General features: G+C 67.3%; 17 protein-coding genes. 5 read left to right on the forward strand and 12 right to left on the reverse strand.

The window, feature by feature from the left end:
* Nucleotides 1-43: 43 nt before the first annotated feature.
* The 4 genes from Q8Z05_RS02395 to Q8Z05_RS02410 all read left to right on the forward strand — a co-directional run bounded on the left by Q8Z05_RS02395 (nucleotide 44) and on the right by Q8Z05_RS02410 (nucleotide 2,907).
* A complete protein-coding gene (locus Q8Z05_RS02395; protein WP_305941910.1) occupies nucleotides 44-1,168 on the forward strand; it encodes an AI-2E family transporter in 1,125 nt (374 codons plus the stop codon).
* 121 nt (nucleotides 1,169-1,289) lie between these two features.
* On the forward strand, nucleotides 1,290-1,580 hold the full coding sequence (locus Q8Z05_RS02400) for a hypothetical protein (RefSeq protein WP_305941911.1): 291 nt from the start codon (nucleotides 1,290-1,292) through the stop codon (nucleotides 1,578-1,580).
* 2 nt (nucleotides 1,581-1,582) lie between these two features.
* Nucleotides 1,583-2,410, forward strand: coding sequence for a DUF1206 domain-containing protein (locus Q8Z05_RS02405; RefSeq protein ID WP_305941912.1), 828 nt, complete (start codon nucleotides 1,583-1,585; stop codon nucleotides 2,408-2,410).
* A 44-nt stretch (nucleotides 2,411-2,454) separates the two neighbouring features.
* The gene (locus Q8Z05_RS02410) at nucleotides 2,455-2,907 is read left to right on the forward strand and encodes an SRPBCC family protein (RefSeq protein ID WP_371745915.1); all 453 of its coding nucleotides are present in this window, start codon (nucleotides 2,455-2,457) and stop codon (nucleotides 2,905-2,907) included.
* A gap of 82 nt (nucleotides 2,908-2,989) precedes the next feature.
* Here the strand turns inward: Q8Z05_RS02410 and Q8Z05_RS02415 are convergent, their stop codons facing one another.
* The 6 genes from Q8Z05_RS02415 to Q8Z05_RS02440 all read right to left on the reverse strand — a co-directional run bounded on the left by Q8Z05_RS02415 (nucleotide 2,990) and on the right by Q8Z05_RS02440 (nucleotide 10,416).
* The gene (locus tag Q8Z05_RS02415) at nucleotides 2,990-4,453 is read right to left on the reverse strand and encodes an FAD-dependent oxidoreductase (RefSeq protein WP_305941913.1); all 1,464 of its coding nucleotides are present in this window, start codon (nucleotides 4,451-4,453) and stop codon (nucleotides 2,990-2,992) included.
* 106 nt (nucleotides 4,454-4,559) lie between these two features.
* Nucleotides 4,560-5,816 carry a uroporphyrinogen-III C-methyltransferase gene (cobA, locus tag Q8Z05_RS02420; protein WP_305941914.1) on the reverse strand — a complete coding sequence of 419 codons (1,257 nt, stop codon included), beginning with the start codon at nucleotides 5,814-5,816 and terminating at the stop codon, nucleotides 4,560-4,562.
* 290 nt (nucleotides 5,817-6,106) lie between these two features.
* The gene (locus Q8Z05_RS02425) at nucleotides 6,107-7,072 is read right to left on the reverse strand and encodes an ABC transporter permease (protein ID WP_305941915.1); all 966 of its coding nucleotides are present in this window, start codon (nucleotides 7,070-7,072) and stop codon (nucleotides 6,107-6,109) included.
* On the reverse strand, nucleotides 7,062-7,787 hold the full coding sequence (locus Q8Z05_RS02430; protein ID WP_305941916.1) for an ABC transporter ATP-binding protein: 726 nt from the start codon (nucleotides 7,785-7,787) through the stop codon (nucleotides 7,062-7,064). The genes Q8Z05_RS02425 and Q8Z05_RS02430 overlap by 11 nt, the downstream gene beginning before the upstream one ends.
* 47 nt (nucleotides 7,788-7,834) lie before the next feature.
* Complete coding sequence (locus Q8Z05_RS02435) at nucleotides 7,835-8,998, reverse strand: ABC transporter substrate-binding protein (RefSeq protein WP_305941917.1); 1,164 nt, start codon at nucleotides 8,996-8,998, stop codon at nucleotides 7,835-7,837.
* Nucleotides 8,999-9,102: 104 nt separating this feature from the next.
* Nucleotides 9,103-10,416 (reverse strand): aspartate aminotransferase family protein, encoded by a 1,314-nt coding sequence (locus Q8Z05_RS02440; protein WP_305941918.1) that lies wholly within the window; start codon nucleotides 10,414-10,416, stop codon nucleotides 9,103-9,105.
* Nucleotides 10,417-10,578: 162 nt separating this feature from the next.
* Here Q8Z05_RS02440 and Q8Z05_RS02445 point away from each other — a divergent pair, with 162 nt between their 5' ends.
* Nucleotides 10,579-10,905 carry a GYD domain-containing protein gene (locus Q8Z05_RS02445; protein WP_305941919.1) on the forward strand — a complete coding sequence of 109 codons (327 nt, stop codon included), beginning with the start codon at nucleotides 10,579-10,581 and terminating at the stop codon, nucleotides 10,903-10,905.
* Between the two features lie 61 nt (nucleotides 10,906-10,966).
* On the opposite strand, the gene Q8Z05_RS02450 is transcribed toward Q8Z05_RS02445, so the two are convergent.
* The 6 genes from Q8Z05_RS02450 to Q8Z05_RS02475 form a co-directional block, all read right to left on the reverse strand.
* On the reverse strand, nucleotides 10,967-11,974 hold the full coding sequence (locus Q8Z05_RS02450; protein WP_305941920.1) for a GTP pyrophosphokinase: 1,008 nt from the start codon (nucleotides 11,972-11,974) through the stop codon (nucleotides 10,967-10,969).
* A 99-nt stretch (nucleotides 11,975-12,073) separates the two neighbouring features.
* On the reverse strand, nucleotides 12,074-13,240 hold the full coding sequence (locus tag Q8Z05_RS02455) for an RtcB family protein (protein WP_305941921.1): 1,167 nt from the start codon (nucleotides 13,238-13,240) through the stop codon (nucleotides 12,074-12,076).
* Nucleotides 13,241-13,376: 136 nt separating this feature from the next.
* Nucleotides 13,377-14,798, reverse strand: a complete 1,422-nt coding sequence (locus tag Q8Z05_RS02460) for a sulfate adenylyltransferase subunit 1 (RefSeq protein ID WP_305941922.1) — start codon at nucleotides 14,796-14,798, stop codon at nucleotides 13,377-13,379.
* The gene (gene cysD, locus Q8Z05_RS02465; protein ID WP_305941923.1) at nucleotides 14,798-15,745 is read right to left on the reverse strand and encodes a sulfate adenylyltransferase subunit CysD; all 948 of its coding nucleotides are present in this window, start codon (nucleotides 15,743-15,745) and stop codon (nucleotides 14,798-14,800) included. Before cysD ends, Q8Z05_RS02460 begins: the two co-directional genes overlap by 1 nt.
* Complete coding sequence (locus Q8Z05_RS02470) at nucleotides 15,742-16,491, reverse strand: phosphoadenylyl-sulfate reductase (protein ID WP_371745964.1); 750 nt, start codon at nucleotides 16,489-16,491, stop codon at nucleotides 15,742-15,744. The genes cysD and Q8Z05_RS02470 overlap by 4 nt, the downstream gene beginning before the upstream one ends.
* Before the next feature lie 26 nt (nucleotides 16,492-16,517).
* Nucleotides 16,518-18,263: a nitrite/sulfite reductase gene (locus Q8Z05_RS02475; RefSeq protein WP_305941925.1), complete on the reverse strand. Its 1,746-nt coding sequence runs from the start codon at nucleotides 18,261-18,263 to the stop codon at nucleotides 16,518-16,520.
* Nucleotides 18,264-18,316: the final 53 nt, after the last annotated feature.

Here is an 18,316-nt window from a genome sequence, read left to right on the forward strand (position 1 = left end):
ACCGGGCTTCCCGCTTCTGCAAGCCGACGAATTGGAGTACCCCTTGGCCAGATCAGTCGAAGTCACCGTCGAAGGCAAACGCCGTGATCTCTGGGCGGACGGCCTGGGCAGGGTCGGCATCCGCTCGGCCCAGATCCTCCTGGTCCTCACCGTGGTGGTGGTGTCCGTCTACGCCCTCCTCCAGATCCGGCTCCTCGTCATCCCGGTACTCATCGCGCTGATCCTCGCCGCGGCCATCGGGCCGTTCGTGAACCTCCTGCGGCGGCGGGGGATGCACGGCGGCGTGGCAACAGGCCTGTCGTTCGTGGCCCTGCTCGTGGTGCTGGCCGCAGTGACCACGGTCATCGTGATGTCCGTGCGCAGCCAGTGGAGCGAGCTGGTGACCCAGGCGTCCTCCGGCCTGGACGAGCTGGAGTCGTTCCTCCTGAACGGCCCCTTCCCGCTGGACCGGGAGCAGCTTGAGCAGGCCAGGACCGGCATCATCGAGTTCGCCACCAGCAGCCAGGTCCGCTCCGGAGCCATCACGGGACTCTCCGTGGTGACCGAGTTCCTGGCCGGCACGGGCCTGATGGTGGTCATCCTGTTCTTCTTCCTGAAGGACGGCGCCAAGATCTGGAACTTCTTCCTCCGGCCCTTCACCGGCGAACGCGAAGCCAGGCTGCGCCGGGCCGGCGCGCGGACCATCCAGGTCCTGGGCGATTACGTCCGCGGCACGGCCATCGTGGCCCTCGTGGATACCGTTGCCATCGGTGCCGCCCTGCTGATCCTGCAGGTTCCGCTGGCCATCCCGCTGGCCATCATCGTCTTCCTGGGCGCCTTCATCCCCCTGGTGGGGGCCACCGTCGCGGGAATCCTTGCCGCCCTGGTGGCGCTCGTGGCCAACGGCCCCGTCGTGGCGCTGATTGTGGTGGCCGTGGTGATCGCCGTGAACCAGCTCGAGGGCGACCTCCTCCAGCCCATCGTTATGGGCAAGTCCCTCCAACTGCACGCACTGGTCATCCTGATGGCCCTCACCGCGGGAACCATCCTGGCCGGCATCATCGGGGCGGTCCTCTCCGTACCCATGGCTGCCGTGATCTGGGCCGTCATCCAGGTCTGGACGGCGGAAAAACCGGAGCTTGAACCCATGAACCCGGATCTTCCCCCGGCGGACAGCAGCCACACCTAGCCGCAGCCGTACCCGGCCGCCTCTCTTGGCGGGGGCGCCGTAGCCGCACCAGCCGCCGCAACCTTTACTAAGCACCCTTATCAATATCTTGGTAAGGTGAGGGATGCGTAAAATCAACGATATGAACGGATCCGGAACCCTTTTCGGTTGGGCATTCGGTGACCTCTCACGGTCCGGGGACGAAGCGTACCTGGACGAACTGCGCCGCGACGCCCTTGCCAACGCAACCCAGGACGCCACCTCACGGGGCTTCGGCGTTGAGGACGGCACCGAAACCTACACGGTCATCAACCCGGGCGACACCCTGGCGGATGTCCACACAGCGCCGGACCAGCTCATCGTCCGCTGCACCGTGAAACTCACCGGCCCTGGGGCAGACAAGGTCCACGCCGAAGGCCCCATGAACGGCTAGCAATGGCGGACGAAGAGACAGCCCTGGGCGAAGCCGCCGATGCGGCCGAGGCGGTGTCGAACACCAAGGCCCTGGACGTCGTCGCCCGTTCCGGCTTTGCCGTGATGGCCCTGCTTCACATTGTGATCGGGGCCATCGCCATCGCCCTCGCCCTGGGCCAGCCCGGGCAGGCCGAACCGACGGGAGCCATCGAACAGCTCGCCGCGAATCCGTGGGGTCCCGCCGTGATGTGGGCCGGGCTGACCGGCTGTGCGGGGCTGGCGCTGTGGCAGCTGAGCGAAGCCACCCTCCGCGCCCGTCACCTTCCGGCAGGCGAGCGGCTCGGCAAGCTCGTCTCGTCGGGATTCCTTGCCGTGGCCTACGGCAGCGTGGGGCTCACTTTCCTGGGCTTCGCGGTGGGCATGCGCGGCGACTCGGGCGATTCGACGAGGGACTTCAGCACCGCCGTCGTCCGGAGCCCGTTCGGTGTTCCGGCGCTGATCGCGCTGGGACTGACCGTCATCGGCGTCGGGATCTACTTCATCGTCAAGGGAGTCCGGAAGCAGTTCAAGGATGAACTGCATCATTTCGAAGGCACCCGGCGCGGGCGCATGATCAGTGCGTTGGGCGTCGCCGGCCATGTGGCCAAGGGCATCGCCCTGATCCTTGCGGGCCTGTTGTTCGTGGTGGCGGCCGCCACGAACCGGCCCGGCGAATCCACCGGGCTGGACGGAAGCCTCAAAGCGCTCCGCGACCATCCGGCCGGGCCTTTCCTGTTGGTGGCGATCGCGGCCGGCCTCATCAGTTACGGGATGTTCGCGCTGGTCCGGTCCCGATTCGGCCGGATGTAGGCTGCGCAACCCGCAGTTCCAATCCCAGCAGTTCCAAGCAGAAAGTGAGTACTGAGATGGCCACCGTTTCGAAGACCTTCCTCACACCGCCGGCCGACGTCTGGAACGTCATCGCCGACGGCTGGCTCTACTCCGGGTGGGTTGTGGGTGCGTCCCGTATCAGGGACGTGGACGCGTTGTGGCCTGCAGCCGACGGCGTCCTGCACCACTCGGTGGGCGCATGGCCTCTGCTGATCAACGACAAAACCGTGGTCACGGCGTCGGATCCGGGGAAGTCCATCGAACTGGTTGCCCGGGGCTGGCCCCTGGGTGAAGCCAAGGTGGTGATCACCCTGGAGCCCGTGGAAACCGGGTGCCGGGTGTCCATCGCCGAGGATGCCATCAAAGGCCCGGGGAGCCTGATCCCCAAGTTCATCCGGGACCCGCTCATTTCGGTGCGGAACACCGAAACACTGAACCGTCTTGAACTGATGGCCGCGGGCGGCGCGGGGAACTAGGGGCGCGAACAGGCAGTTAAGGACCCGACAAACCACGGTTTGCGGTCCTCAACTGCCCGTTCGCGCTGGAGGGCGGCAGGAACTAGACCTGCGCGGCCACTCCGTCGCGGGAAATGGCCACCATGTCCTCGCGCGGCACAACCTTGACCCGCTCGCGGGCAACCTCCACGCCGTGCGATCCGGTCTCGGTGGCCTTTTCGCCGAGGGCGCGCTCGTGCGCGTCCAGGGCCAGCCAGCCTTCCCAGCTGGTGTACTGCACGCCGCGGTTTTCCAAGAGTTCGACGACGGCATCCGGTGCCGGTGAGGCGGCCAGCGGCAGGTTCGCGCGGTCTTCCAGCAGGTAGGTCACGGTCTCGAGGGCGTCGCCCTTGGTGTGGCCGATCAGGCCCACCGGTCCGCGCTTGATCCAGCCGGTGGCGTAGATGCCCGGAACGTGGCTGCCGGCAGCGTCCAGCACGCGGCCGCCGTCGTTCGGGACAACACCCTTCTTGTGGTCGAACTCGACCTCCGGCAGGGCTGAACCGAAGTAGCCGATCGCGCGGTAGACGGCCTGGACCGGGTAGTCCACGAACTCGCCGGTGCCGCGGGCGTTGCCCGTGCCGTCCAGCTCGGTGCGCTCAAACTTCATGCCGGCAACGCGGCCGGGGGTCTCGGCGTCGTCGTAGATTTCCACCGGGCTGTGCAGGAAGTGCAGGTGCAGGCGGCGGGAGGCCGTGAGCTCGGAAAGGTCCTCCGGCTGCTCGGCGATCCAGTTGGTGAGCGTGCCAACCATGGTCTTGGTCTGGTTGTTGCTCTGGACCTGGCGGTCGGATTCCTCGTCGAACTCGAAGTCCTCCGGGTACAGGATGATGTCCACGTCCTTGGAGTGGGCCAGCTCGCGCAGTTCCAGCGGGGTGAACTTCACCTGGGCGGGGCCGCGGCGGCCGAAGACGTGCACGTCCGTAACCGGGGAGGACTTCAGGCCGGCGTAGACGTTGTCCGGGATTTCGGAGACCAGGAGGTCGTCGGCGTGCTTGGAGAGCATGCGGGCCACGTCCAGGGCCACGTTGCCGTTGCCGATGACGGCGATTTCCTTTGCGTCCAGCGGCCATTCGCGGGACACGTCGGGGTGGCCGTCGTACCAGGACACGAAGTCGGCGCCGCCGTAGGAGCCCTCGAGTTCGATGCCGGGGATGTTCAGGTCGGCATCCTTGATGGCGCCGGTCGCGAAGATGACGGCGTCGTAATGGGTGCGGAGGTCCTCGATGGAGAGGTCCGTGCCGTAGTCCACGTTGCCGAAGAAGCGGATGTCGCCGCGGTCCAGGACCTTGTGCAGGGCGTTGACGATGCCCTTGATGCGGGGGTGGTCCGGGGCCACGCCGTAGCGGATCAGGCCGTAGGGCGCCGGGTAGCGGTCAAAGAGGTCGATGCTCACGGTCAGCTCGCCGCTCTTGACGGCTTCACTCTTGGTGAGGATGTCGGCGGCGTACACGCCGGCAGGGCCGGAACCCACGACGGCGACCCGGAGCGGGCGGGCGGCAGAACCTACGGTGGTGCTAGTTGACACGGCTGTGTTCCTTTTTCTGTCACTGGCCCAACTAGGTAGCAGCAGATGTCGTTATGACGGCTCAAAACGACACTTACTGCTACTTAGTTGGGTGGGGGCTACGGGGCTACTTGGTCAGTACACGGGGCTGGTTCGGGGTGATGGTGCTGTAGTCGGCTGTCTTGAAGTGCGACGGCGCGAACGGGCTGACGCGGACAACGTCGCCGATCACGATCACCGCGGGATTCGCGACGCCGGTGGCCTCGGCCTGGTCAGCAATGGAACCGACAGTGCCGATGGTCACGCGCTGGTTGGGCAAATAGCCGTTCTCAACGATGCCAACTGGAGTGTCCTGAGGCAAACCGGCACCCATCAGCGCGGCGGCTGATTCGCGGAGCTTTCCCACTCCCATCAACAGCACAATGGTGTGGTCGGCCCTGGCCGGGACCTCGGAGAGTTCCTCGTGGCCGGTGACCACGCTGAAGCCCTTGGCCAGGCCGCGGTGCGTCACGGGGATGCCGGCCGCCGCGGGCACGGAAACCGCGGAGGTCACGCCGGACACCACTTCAACCTCGACGCCGAGCTGTCGGCAGTACTCTGCTTCCTCGCCGCCGCGGCCCAGGACATAGGGGTCGCCGCCTTTGAGGCGGACCACCCGGTGGCCTTTGAGTGCCTCGTCCACGAGGATCCGGTTGATCTCCGCCTGCGGCACGGGGTGGTGGCCGGGGGTCTTGCCCACTTCGATGACGCGGACGTCAGGGGCGAGCTCGTTCAGCAGGTCGCGGGGGCCGAGGCGGTCTGCGACGACGACGTCGGCCTGGCCGAGGAGCCGGCGGCCGCGGACGGTGATGAGCCCGGTGTCGCCGGGGCCGCCGCCGACGAGGGCCACGATTCCCCGGTGGGCGCGCTGGCGGCGGAGCGGAAGGTCGCCGGCTTCCAGCGCGGTGGCGACGGCGTCACGCAGGGCCATGGCGCGGCGCGGGTCTCCCCCGGCGTTCACGGCGATCTGTACGTCGTCCACCACGGCGACGGCGGGGGTCCAGGCGGCGGAGGCTTCGTGGTCGGAGGCGTTGACGCACCAGACGCGCTGCGCCTCGGCGTCGGCCGAAACCAGGGCGTCCACGGCGGAGTCGCCGGTGGCGGTCTGGACGAACCAGACGCCGTCGACGTCGGACGTGCGGTAGGGGCGCGGCTCCCAGGTGAGGAGGCCGGCGTCGGCCAGCTCCTCAAGGCCTGCGGAGGCGGCGGGGGCAACCACGGTTACGCGGGCACCGGCGTCGAGCAGCCCTTTGGCGCGGCGCGTGGCCACCGGCCCGCCACCCACCACCAGCACGGGGCGGCCCAGCAGGCGCAGTGCCGTGGGGTAAATGTCCTGAATTGCCATGGATCAACGGTAGGGCTGCGTCATATGGCGGAACAACGGCACGGAAACACCAGTTCACGTAAGGTAACGCTGCGTCACATTGCTGGTGGGCGGCCAGTCCGGGGCTTGACGGCAGTTGCGGCCGTCGTGGGGCACATTGGGGCCGGTTCGGCCGCGGGGGCCGGCAATCCGCGGCGTGTCCGTGTCGAAGTGCCCCACGACGGCCGCCGCGAAAACCAAAGAGCAGGGCCCGACGGCGGGACTCGCCGTCGGGCTCTGCTCTTGCGTTTGTTGGTGCTTCCGGCCTGGCCCTAGCGGGTGCTGCCGGCGAGGAGGCCGCGGCGCCGGAGGAGGCGCTTTTCAATCGGTGCGAAGACCAGCAGCTCGATCAGGATGCCCACGGCCAGGATCAGCAGGATCGCTGCCATCACGATGGTCATGTCGGACAGGTCGCGGCCCTGGTCCAGCATTGAGCCGAGGCCGAAGCCGATGGTGCCGCCCACCGCGATGATTTCCGCGGCCATGAGGGAGCGCCAGGAGAACGCCCACCCCTGCTTCAGGCCGCTGAGGTAGCCGGGCAGAGCCGCGGGAAGGATGATCTGAAGGGCCATCTGCAGCCGGTTGGCGCCGAGCACGGTGCCGACGCTGCGGTACTGCGGCGGGATCTGGTCCACACCGGAGATCAGGCCGTTGATGATGGACGGGATGGCACCCATGAACACCACGAAGTACACCGTGGCGTCGGTGAGGCCGAACCAGATGATGGCGGCAGGAACCCAGGCCACGGACGGCAGGACCTGCAGCCCGGAAATGAGCGGGCCGAACGCGCGCCGCAGCGGGGCAACCTGTGCCAGCAGCAGGCCGATGGGGGTTGCGATGGCCACGCTGATCAGGAAGCCCACCAGCCCGCGCTGCAGCGAGGTCCAGACGGCTTCCTGCAGGGACCCGTCAGCCCACAGCGTGCCGAACTGGCCCAGCACGTCCAGCGGGCCGGGCACCAGGTCCCGCCGCTTGAAGCCGAGCGAAACGTAGAACTGCCATACGAGGATCAGCACCGCCAGCGCGGCCACCGGGAGCAGGACCCGGCTCCAGTCGATGCGTGCTGCACGGGCTGCGTCCGACTGCAGGGAATCAAGCCCGGATTCGAGCTCGCGCAGGTCCTCGTTGCCGGTGGAGGACCGGGTCAGGGCAGCATGGACCTTGCGGGTTTCGGGCTCCGCGCCGGAGGCCGGGCCGTTGGTGGGGGCCTCGGCCAGGGGTGTCGGGTTACTTGGCATGGCGGCGGATCTCCTCTCGCAGCCGGGCGGTGATGACCCCGGTCAGCTGTCCGGCAAGACCGGCGTCGGTTCGGTGTTCCTCGGTGACGTTCCATTCCTGGACCACGCGGCCGGGGCGGGAGGACAGCAGCAGCACGCGCTGGCCCAGCCGGACGGCTTCGCGGACATTGTGCGTCACGAAAACGATGGTGCGGCCGGTTTCCTTCCAGATCCGTTCCAGCTCGTCATGGAGGAGGTCGCGGGTGATGGCGTCGAGGGCGGCGAACGGCTCGTCCATGAGCAGCAGCTGCCGGTCCTGGGCCAGGGACCGGGCCAGGGACACGCGCTGGCGCATGCCGCCGGAGAGCTCGTGCGGGCGCTTGTCGCCAGCTCCGCCCAGATGCACCAGGTCAAGGAGTTCATTGGCCTTGGTGCGCCGTTCGCCCTTGCCCACGCCGCGCAGCTTCAGGGCGAGCTCGATGTTCTCCCGGGCGGTCAGCCACGGGAAAAGGGCGGCGTCCTGGAACATGAACGCTGCGCCGTCGCTGGGGACTTCAAGGGCGCCCGACGTCGGCAGTTCCAGTCCCGCCATGATGTTCAGCAGGGTGGACTTGCCGCAGCCGGAGGCACCGAGGAGGGCGACGAACTCGCCTTGGGCGATGCTGGCGTTGACGTCGTCCAGCACCGGGGCGCCGTTGCCGAAGCGTTTGCCCAGGTTTTCCAGTACGACTGGCATGGTCCTGTCCTTACGTTGTTGGAGCTGGGGGTGGTGCTTGGTGGTGTCTAGTCGTTGCCGAGGCCGGCGGCGCTGACTTTGTTGCCCCCGGTTTCCGTGGTGACGCTGTTCAGGGCGGCGAGGTCGAAGATGCCGTTGATGTCGGCCTGTTTGGTGGTGCCGGCGTCGACGCCGTCCTGCAGCAGCTTCTTGTAGGTTCCGGCGAGCGGGTCCACGGTGAACACGATGTTGTCGAGGGACCTGTCGATGACGTCGGCCGGGAGCTCTGCGCTCCCGAACTCCTTCAGCGCCGTGTTCAGCACGCTGGCCTTTTCCGCGGCAGGTGTCTCGTTGAGCCAGGTGACGGATTCGGCGTGGCCCTTCAGGAGCGCCTTCACGGTCTCCGGGTGCGCGGCGGCGAACTTCTTGTTCACGATCAGGATGGTGGTGGGGAACTCGCCCGGCTTGCCCGTCAGCGACCCGTCCCACAGCTCCTTCTCGTCCACCAGGACCTTCGCGCCGGCCTGCAGCACCAGCCGGGAAGCCCACGGCTCAGGCAGCCATGCGCCGTCGAGCTTGCCGTCCTGGAACAGCTTCAGCGTCTGCGCGTTCTCGGTCGGGTTGATCGCAACGTCGCCGCTGCCGTCCGTGTTGGTCTTGTAACCCTGCGCGGCGAGCCACGCCCGCAGCGCCACATCCTGGGTGCCGCCCAGCTGCGGCGTTGACAGGGTCGTGCCCTTCAGGTCCGCGGCCGAACCGATCCCCGGCTTGACCACCAACTGCGCACCGCCGGCCGCGGCACCGGCAATGATGCTGACGGACTCGCCCTGGCTCTTCACGAACGAGTTGATCGCCGGATTCGGCCCGATATACGTCGCATCAATGGCCCCGGCGTTCAGCGCCTCGATCGCCGCCGGCCCGGCGTTGAACACCTGCGTGCTCAGCTTCGTCTCCCCCAGGCTCTTCGCAATAAAGCCTTCCTTCACCCCCACCAGGGCCGGGGCGTGCGTGACGTTGCCGAAATAGCCCAGCCTCAACTCCGCCGCGGGGGTCGGGGCGGGAGCCGCGGCCTGGGCTGTGGAATCACGGGAAAGGGTTGACGCCACCACGGCACCGGCGGCGATGAGCAGCACCAGGCCGAGGGCAACCAGGACCTCAACGGCGCGCTTGCGCTTCGGTTTGTTGCTCTCTCCGGCCACGATGCGGATCATTCCGGGCTGGGGACTTGTCATTGTTTCACCATAGGGAGTGACATAAACCCGTTCAATGAAGCGGAAACGGGGGGTCACGCGGGTTCATCTAGCGTCACATTCGCGCAACGCGGGGGGCGGCGCGGTCAGGCCACGTAGGCGTCGGCCGCCGCAAGGGCATCGTCCAGAATGGCAAGGCCCGCGGCGGCGTCGGAGTCGTTCACGTTCAGCGGAGGGGCTACATGGACCCGATTGCCCAGGACCAGCGGCACAAGCCCCCGCTCCAGGCACGCCTTGACGACCGAGACCATCGGTGCGTTGGCCGCGCCGGTGCCTCCGGCCGGCACGAGCGGCTCTTTGGTCCGCCGGTCACGGACCAGTTCGGGGGACCAGATGCCGCCGATGCCGCGAACGTCCCCGACGGAGTCGTGCTTGTCGGCGAGCGCCCTGAGTCCTGGACCAAGGACCTCCGCGCCGAGGCGGGCAGCTGCCGCGACCGTGTTCTCCTCGTGCATCGCGCTGATGGCACCGACTGCTGCTGCGCAGGCAAGCGGGTGGCCGCTGTACGTCAGGCCCGCCGGGTACGGGCGTGTGGTGAACAACTCGTAGATCGCGTCCCCCACCAGCACGCCACCCAGCGGCACATACCCTGAGTTGACGCCCTTCGCGAAGGCCATCAGGTCAGGTGCCACACCGTCGTGGTCAACGCCGAACCAGGCTCCGGTGCGTCCGAAGCCCACCATCACCTCGTCGGCGATATAGATAATGCCGTGGCGGTCGCATAGCTCGCGGACCCCGCGCAGGTACCCGGCCGGTGGCACGATGACACCTGAGCTGCCGATCACAGACTCCAGGACCAGGCCTGCGATGGTGGACGGGCCCTCCAGGAGGATGACCTGCTCGAGATGAGCGAGTGCCCGCTCCGACTCCTCCTCCGGGGACCGCGACCCGAACACCGACCGGTACAGAAAGGGGCCGAAGAAGTGGACGGCACCCGCCGCGCCGGTGTCCGAGGCCCAGCGGCGCGGGTCGCCTGTGAGGTGGATGGAAGCCGCCGTCGATCCGTGGTACGAGCGGTAAGCGGCGAGCACCTTCGGCCGTCCGGTGTAAAGCCGCGCCATCCGGACCGCATGCTCGATTGCCTCCGTCCCGCCGGTGGTGAAGAGCACATGCCCAAGGCCCTGTGGGGCCACCTGGACAATCAGCCGCGCCGCTTCGCCCCGGACGTCGGATGCGTGGCCGGGTGCGAGCGTGCACAGGCGGTCGGCTTGCTCCTTGATCGCAGCAACGATGCGCGGATGCTGGTGGCCGAGGCTGGTGAACACCAGTTGCGAGCTGAAGTCCAGGTAGTGCCGTCCGGTGTCGTCGATGAGGTAGCTCCCGGAACCACCAACGAAGGTGGGCACGTCGCGTGGCCCCTGAACTGCCCAGGGGTGGAAGACCAGTTCATCGAGATTCATGACATCCTCCGTTTAAGGCGAAACTAAGGCGGCCGGGCGGCGGTGTCAACACCCCGGGGACGACTCATGGAAATCGCGTCCATTGCCTGCCCGGCGGCGCCCTGCCATTCTTGCTGGATCGGCACCACCGGCATCACCGGTGAATAGGAAAGGACGAGACAAATGCCGCTCTATCTGTCGAAATTCAGCTACACCCCCGAGACCTGGGCGAAACTGATCAACAACCCCGAGGACCGCAGAAAGGCCGCCCAGGCCTACATCGAATCGGTGGGCGGGAAGCTCCACGGATTCTGGTATGCCTTCGGCTCCCACGACGGCTTCAACCTGTGGGAAGCCCCGGACAATGTGTCGATGGCCGCCGTCGCCCTGGCGATCAGCGGCGGCGGCGCGCTGAGCTCCTTTGAAACGACGGTGCTCCTGACCGTTGACGAAACAATGGAGGCCCTGCGGCAGGCCGAGCAGATCAAGTACCGGCCTCCCGGCGCCTGAGGGCACGTGCCCAACGGACCGCCCCGACGGGCCGGCCCAACGGACCGCAGAGCTCACGGGCTCAGTCCTGCATGCGCTCCAGCCGGTACGTCAGCTTCGCCTCGCGCTTGGGGTCGTCCCCCAGGGATTTGGTGCGCGCAATGTAGTCCACGCCCCAGGTCTTCAGCAGGAAGTCGTCGGCGATCCGGACGTGGCCGGCGGGGAATTTGTAGTCCATCCTCTTGGCCACGCCGGACCAGTCGGCGGCCCCGAACAGCTCCTCGGCGTCTGCCACGGTGCGCACGCCGTTGGCGGCCAGCAGGTTCCCCAGCCAGTCATACTGCCGGGCCTGGCTTCGCGGGTGTTCGGACAGCAGCCGGGCGAGCATGTCCTGGAGGATGTCCCCGGTCAGTTCGGTGGCGGGGCTGTCGGCGAAGTCTGCCGTGCTCTCGGCCTGCCGGCGTTTGACGATGTCGTTGATGGCCGAGAACTGGGCGTCCGCGAGTTCAATGAGCGTGGAGGCCATGGTGAAAGCCCGGTCCACTTCCGCGTTCACCTCGCTGAGTCCCTTGTAGCGGATGTCATGTTCGAAGGCAGCCCAGGCGTGCTGCAGGACCGTCCGGATCTGGACCTCGAAGCGCTCTCCGACAAACGTCTGGCAGCCTACCGGCACGTTCTCGGCAGGGACCTCCAGGATCAGGTGCCTGCCGGCGTAGCCGATCTGGCCGTTCCTCCGCTGGGAGCTGGTTTTGTCGTCATCTTCCCGGCAGTTGAACTGGCCCTTCAGCGCCGTGGCGACGTCGGCAATGTCCGGTTCCAGGAACATGATCACCCGGACGCCGATGAGGTCGTCCAGCTGTTCGAGGCCACGTTCATACTTGAACCTGCCGTCGGCGGTGAGCCGGTCCAGCTTTCCCTTGACTGAGGCGGGGTCCTTGACCCTGGCCTGGACGGTGTGATGGTTGAGGCCGTCGTCCCGGAGCCGGGCGCGGATGGCGTTCCCGATCGCGTCCGAAGCCTCGTTCAGCCGGGGCAGCAGCACGCCGTACTCCTGCAGGGCGTTGGCTACAACTGACTCATGATCTTCCAACCCTGTTCCCCCTCGGATTCCCGCGGCCCACGTACCCTGCAGAGTATCCAAGGCTGCCGGATTCAGCCACTGTCCGGAGGCGTCCGCCGCGGCGAAGGGTCAATCGCCTTTGACATTGATCAGCTGCCGCAGGCTGTGACGGATCGTCACCAGGTCCTCCGCATCGCGCATCACGACGTCAATGGGCTTGTACGCCGCTGGAATCTCATCAATGAAGGCCTCGCTGGCACGGAATTCAATCCCGTGCATGGCTTTTTTCAGCTCGTCCAGGGAGAAGGCCTTGCGTGCTGCCGTCCGCGAGTACTCACGGCCCGCGCCGTGCGGCGAGGAATTTAGTGACGCCGGGTTGCCCCGCCCCTCCACCACGTACGACGCCGTCCCCATGGATCCGGGAATGAGCCCGGGATCGCCGCGCTCGGCCCTGATAGCCCCCTTCCGGGACACCCAGACCGATTTGCCGTAGTGCCTTTCCTGCCGGGTGAAGTTGTGATGGCAGTTGATCCGCTCAAGTTCCCGCACGGGGCCGCCCACCCAGTTGCCGAACTGGGTGATGACCCGGTCCATCATTTCCTCGCGGTTGAGCAGGGCGAAGTGCTGGGCCCAGTGCAGTTCCTCGATGTACCGGTCGAACTGGGAGGTGCCTTCCTCAAGGTAGGCGAGGTCAGGGTCGGGCAGGTGGATCTGCTTCTTTGCCACCGCCTGCCGGGCGACGCCGATGTGGTGCTGCGCGATCTTGTTGCCGACGCCGCGGGAGCCGGAGTGCAGGAACAACCAGACTGCCTGCGTCTCGTCCGCGCAGACCTCGATGAAATGGTTGCCCGATCCCAGCGAGCCTAGCTGGAGCTCCCACTTTTCGACGTACTGTCCGGGGTTGAAGCCGGCCTTGGCTGCCAGCTTCTTCAGCTCGGCGATGCGCGGCTCGGCCGTGGCCTTGACTGTCCGGTTGTTGTGTCCGGCGGACAGCGGGATGACCCGTTCAATGGCCTCCCGCAGCCGTTTCCGATCCTTCGGCAGGTCATTCAGCGAGTACTGGGTCCGGACGGCGATCATGCCGCAGCCGATGTCCACGCCCACCGCCGCAGGTATCACAGCGCCCAGGGTGGGGATGACAGAACCCACCGTGGCGCCTTTACCCAAGTGGGCATCCGGCATCAGCGCCAGGTGCGGGTAGATGAACGGAAGCTTGGCCGTGGCCAGCGCCTGCTCGCGGGTTTTGTCGTCCAGGATCGAGGCCCAGTTGAGGAGTTTGCTGTTGATGGTTTCCACGTTTCACCTCCCACTCCTGATGATGGTGGGCAGCGCGTAGGGCGGCAAGGGCCCGGAAACCGCGAAGTCGCCGGAAACGTGCGAGATCGCCGCAAATTTGCGGCGATCTCGCACGTTTCCGGCGACCTCAGTGAAATTAGATCGAGTAGCGCTCGTCTTCGTGGTCACCCGGGTGGTCGTTGACCAGCCCGGCGGCCAGGGTGTTGCCGTCCAGCGGGTCGATCACCAGGAAGGCTCCGGTACGGCGGTGGTGCAGGTAGTTCTCCAGCGGCAGCGGGGCGGCGAGCCGGAGCTGCGCGTGGCCGATGTCGTTCAGTTCCAGGCTGGATGCGCCCTCAAGCTTGAACGTGGCGAGGTCCAGCTTCCCGCTGACGCTGCGGACCAGCGCCTGCACGGTGCGGGTGCCGTGCTTGACGAGCACCTTGGCGCCCTCGCGGAGCGGCTTCGGGGACAGCCAGCACAGCGCGGCGTACAGGTCGGCCGATGCCTCGCGGACGGTGCCGGCGGCGGCAATCGTGTCACCGCGGGCGACGTCGAACTCGTCTGCGAGGCGCAGCGCGACGGACTGCGGGGCCACGGCTTCGGTGAGCTCGGCGCCCGCAAAGTCGATGCCCGTCACCGTGGTGGTACGCGGGTCCTGGCCGGGGGTCAGCACGCTGACCTTGTCCCCCACCTTCACCGAGCCTTCGGTGATCTGCCCTGCGTAGGCCCGGTAGTCACGGTACTTCTCGACGTCGAGTCCGCCGGCCACCGCATCGGGAGCCAGCGCGCCCTGCGGCCGGATGACCAGCTGCACCGGGAAGCGGAAGCTCTCTAGGTGGCTTTCCAGTTCGTCCGCGGCGGGCAGCGTCTCGAGCACCTCGAGCAGCGCAGGGCCGGTGTACCAAGGGGTGCGCTCCGAGCGCTCCACCACGTTGTCGCCGTCGAGCGCGGACACCGGAACCACCAGGAGGTCGGTGATGCCATCGGATCCGAGGCCGAGTTCGCGGCCCACCTTCTGGACGTCGGCTTCGATTTCGCGGAACACGCTCTCGCTGAAGTCCACCAGGTCGATCTTGTTCACAGCCACGATCACGTGGGCAACGCGCAGCAGCTGCAGCACGGACAGGTGCCGGCGGGTCTGCTCCAGGACACCCTTGCGGGCGTCGATGAGTACGACGACGGCGTCCGCAGTGGATGCGCCCGTCACCGTGTTCTTGGTGTACTGCACGTGACCGGGGCAGTCGGCCAGGATGAAGCTGCGGCGGTCCGTGGCGAAGTAGCGGTAGGCGACGTCGATGGTGATGCCCTGCTCGCGTTCGGCACGCAGGCCGTCGGTCAGGAGGGCGAGGTCGATGCCGCCGGCCGAACCGCCGAAGCCGCGGTCCGCGGAGGTGCGGGCAACGGCGTCGAGCTGGTCGGCGAGGATTGCCTTGGAGTCGTGCAGGAGGCGGCCCACCAAAGTGGACTTCCCGTCGTCGACCGATCCGGCGGTGGCGAAGCGGAACAGCGAGGCGTGCGCCAGCGGCGCCTCGTCAAGAAGGGCAGCCGCGCGGGCTGTATCGATTTCGGTGCTCATTAGAAATAGCCATCCTTCTTGCGGTCTTCCATGGCGGCCTCGGAGATGCGGTCATCCGCACGGGTGGCGCCACGTTCGGTGATGGTGGAGGCGGCAACTTCAATGACGACGTCGCGCACCGTGGCGGCGGCCGACTCAACGGCGCCGGTGCAGGACATGTCGCCGACGGTCCGGTAGCGGACGGTCTTGGTGATGACTTCCTCGTCCGGACGGGGCTGGGAGACCTCGCCCACTGCGCGCCACATGCCGTCGCGGGCAAAGACCTCGCGGTCGTGGGCGTAGTACAAGCCGGGCAGTTCGATGTTTTCGCGCTCGATGTAGCGCCATACGTCCAGCTCGGTCCAGTTGCTGATGGGGAACGCGCGGACGTGCTGGCCCACGGTGTGGCGGCCGTTGTAGAGGTTCCACAGTTCGGGGCGCTGGTTGCGCGGGTCCCACTGGCCGAACTCGTCGCGGAGGCTCAGGATGCGCTCCTTGGCGCGGGCCTTGTCCTCGTCGCGGCGGCCGCCGCCGAACACGGCGTCGAACTTGTTCTTCTGGATGGCGTCCAGCAGAGGGACGGTCTGCAGCGGGTTGCGGGTGCCGTCGGCACGCTCGGCCAGTTCGCCGGAATCGATGAACTCCTGCACGGATCCGACAACCAGCTTCAGGCCCAGGCGCTCAACGGTGCGGTCGCGGAAGTCGATGACCTCGGGGAAGTTGTGGCCGGTGTCCACGTGCAGCACGGGGAACGGAACCTTGCCCGGCCAGAATGCCTTGGTGGCCAGGTGCAGCATCACCACGGAGTCCTTGCCGCCGGAGAACAGCAGCGCAGGCTTCTCGAACTCGGCAACAACCTCGCGGATGATGTGGATTGCCTCGGACTCGAGGGTGTCCAGGCTGGAGAGGCGCGTGGAAACGGCAGCGTCAGTCACCTGGGTGGGCTCCTCAGTTAGGAAAGTGCTCATACGTGTAGTCCGCATTCTGTCTTGTCGGTTCCTGCCCAGCGGCCGGCGCGGGGGTCATCGCCGGGCGCTACCTTGCGGGTGCAAGGCTGGCAGCCAATGGACGGGTAGCCCTGTGAAAGCAGCGGGTTGACGGGAAGGAGGTTGTCGTCGGAGTACTGCACCAGCTGGTCGAAGCTCCAGGCCGCCACCGGGTTGACCTTGACCAGGCCGTTTGTTTCGTCCCAGGTGATCAGCGGGGTGTTGGTGCGGGTGGGGGCTTCGTCGCGGCGCACGCCGGTGAACCACAGTTCGTAGCCGGCCAGGGTGCGGCGCAGCGGGGCCACCTTGCGGAGCGCGCAGCACTGGGCTGCGTCCCGGGCGAAGAGGTCCTTGCCGAGCAGGCGGTCCTGCTGCTCCACGGTGTTCTCCGGAAGCACGTCCACCACGTTGACGCGGAGGTTTGCGGCCACCTCGTCGCGCGTGGCGTAGGTTTCCGGGAAGTGGTAGCCGGTCTCCAGGAACAGGACGTCGACGCCGGGAAGCTGGTCAGCGACCAGCGCCGGCAGGACGGCGTCCGCCATGGAGCAGGCCACGGCGACGGCGGGGAGGTCGAAGTTCCGGGCGACCCAGGCGATCACGTCGCGGGCCGGGGCATCCCAGCCGAGCTCGGCCGCGCCGGCCTCGGCCAGGGCTTTGAGCTCGTCGTGGGAGCGGAGTACCGGAGCAGGACCGGCGGCAGGCGATGCCGCGGGGGCCGGCTCAACCACCGGGTCTACTCCCAATGCGTGCTTGCTCACTGGAGTGCCTCCTCATCTGCTGCGTGGGCCCACTCGGCGAAGGTCTGGCCTTCGGTGTGCTCGGCCACGAACTTACGGACGACGCGCTCGACGTAGTCGGGCAGGTCCTCGACGTAGACCTTCAGACCGCGGACAGTACGTCCGAGGCCGGCCTCGTCACGGGTGTTGGAAGCCAGCCCGCCGCCCAGGTGGACCTGGAAGCCGGGGCTGGGGTCGCCGTCGGGCGTTGGCAGCATCATGCCCTTGAGTCCGATGTCCGCTGTCTGGATGCGGGCGCAGGAGTTGGGGCAGCCGTTGATGTGCAGGGACAGGGCGTGGGGCAGCTGGCCGCTCTCGGCGAGGTCCGCGAGGCGGCGTTCCAGCTCGGCCACAGCGGTTGCGGCGGTCACCTTGGTTTCCACGATGGCCAGCTTGCAGTACTCGATGCCGGTGCAGGCGATGGTGCCGCGGCGGAACACGGAGGGACGGGCGGAGAGGCCCAGGCCGTCGAGCTCGGCAACCAGCGGCTCAACCTCGTCCTTGGGCACATCCAGGACAACCAGCTTCTGGTGCGGGGTGGTGCGCAGGCGGTACGAGCCGCGGGCCTCGAGCGTGTCCGCGAGCTTCACCAGCTGCGCGCCGGAGAGCCGGCCGGCAATGGGGGTGGCGCCGATGAAGAACTTGCCGTCCTTCTGCTCGTGCACGCCCACGTGGTCGCCGGGGGTGGAGGGCTTGGGGGCGGCGGGGCCGTCAGCGAGCTTGTAGCCGAGGTATTCGTCCTCGAGGATCTGGCGGAACTTCTCCGGACCCCAGTCGGCCATCAGGAACTTCAGGCGCGCCTTGGTGCGCATGCGGCGGTAGCCGTAGTCGCGGAAGATGCTGGTCACGCCAAGCCACACATCGGCTGCCTGCTCGGGCGTGACGAAGGCGCCGAGGCGCTTGCCGAGCATGGGGTTGGTGGACAGTGCGCCGCCGGCCCAGAGGTCGTAGCCGATGCCGAGTTCCGGGTGCTTGACGCCCACCAGGGCGAAGTCGTTGATCTCGTGCACCACGTCCTGGCTGGGGTGGCCGGTGATGGCGGTCTTGTATTTGCGCGGCAGGTTGGACAGCAGCGGGTTGCCGATGAAGCGCTCCCCCAGCTCTTCAATCAGCGGGGTGGGGTCGATGATCTCGTCCTTGGCGATGCCGGCAACGGGCGAGCCCAGGATGACGCGGGGGACGTCGCCGCAGGCTTCGGTGGTGGACAGGCCAACGCCTTCGAGCCTGGTCCAGATCTCGGGGATGTCCTCCACCCGGATCCAGTGCAGCTGGATGTTCTGGCGGTCGGTGAGGTCGGCGGAATCCCGGGCGAAATCAACGGAGATCTGGCCGATGACGCGCAGCTGCTCGGTGGTGAGCGCACCGCCGTCGATCCTCACGCGGAGCATGAAGTACTTGTCTTCGAGCTCGTGCGGCTCCAGCGTGGCGGTCTTGCCGCCGTCGATCCCGGGCTTGCGCTGCGTGTAGAGGCCCCACCAGCGGAAGCGGCCGTGCAGGTCCTGGCCCGGAATGGAGTCGAAGCCGTCCTTGGAGTAGATGGACTCGATACGCTCGCGGACGTTGAGGCCGTCGTCCTCCTGCTTCCAGGTTTCGTTGGCGTTGAGGGGAGTTTTCCCGTCCACTTTCCACTGGCCGTGCGGCTTCGCTGCCGGACGGTTGGCGCGTGCAGGTCGCTTGGCGGCAGCGGAGTCCGCGGACGCTCCGGCTAGAGCTGTATCAGTCATGCATCGACTGTAGGTCCCACCCGAAAGCCGTCACAAAGGGCCGGAAACGCTAA

Source organism: Arthrobacter oryzae, assembly GCF_030718995.1.
Taxonomy (GTDB): domain Bacteria; phylum Actinomycetota; class Actinomycetes; order Actinomycetales; family Micrococcaceae; genus Arthrobacter; species Arthrobacter oryzae_C.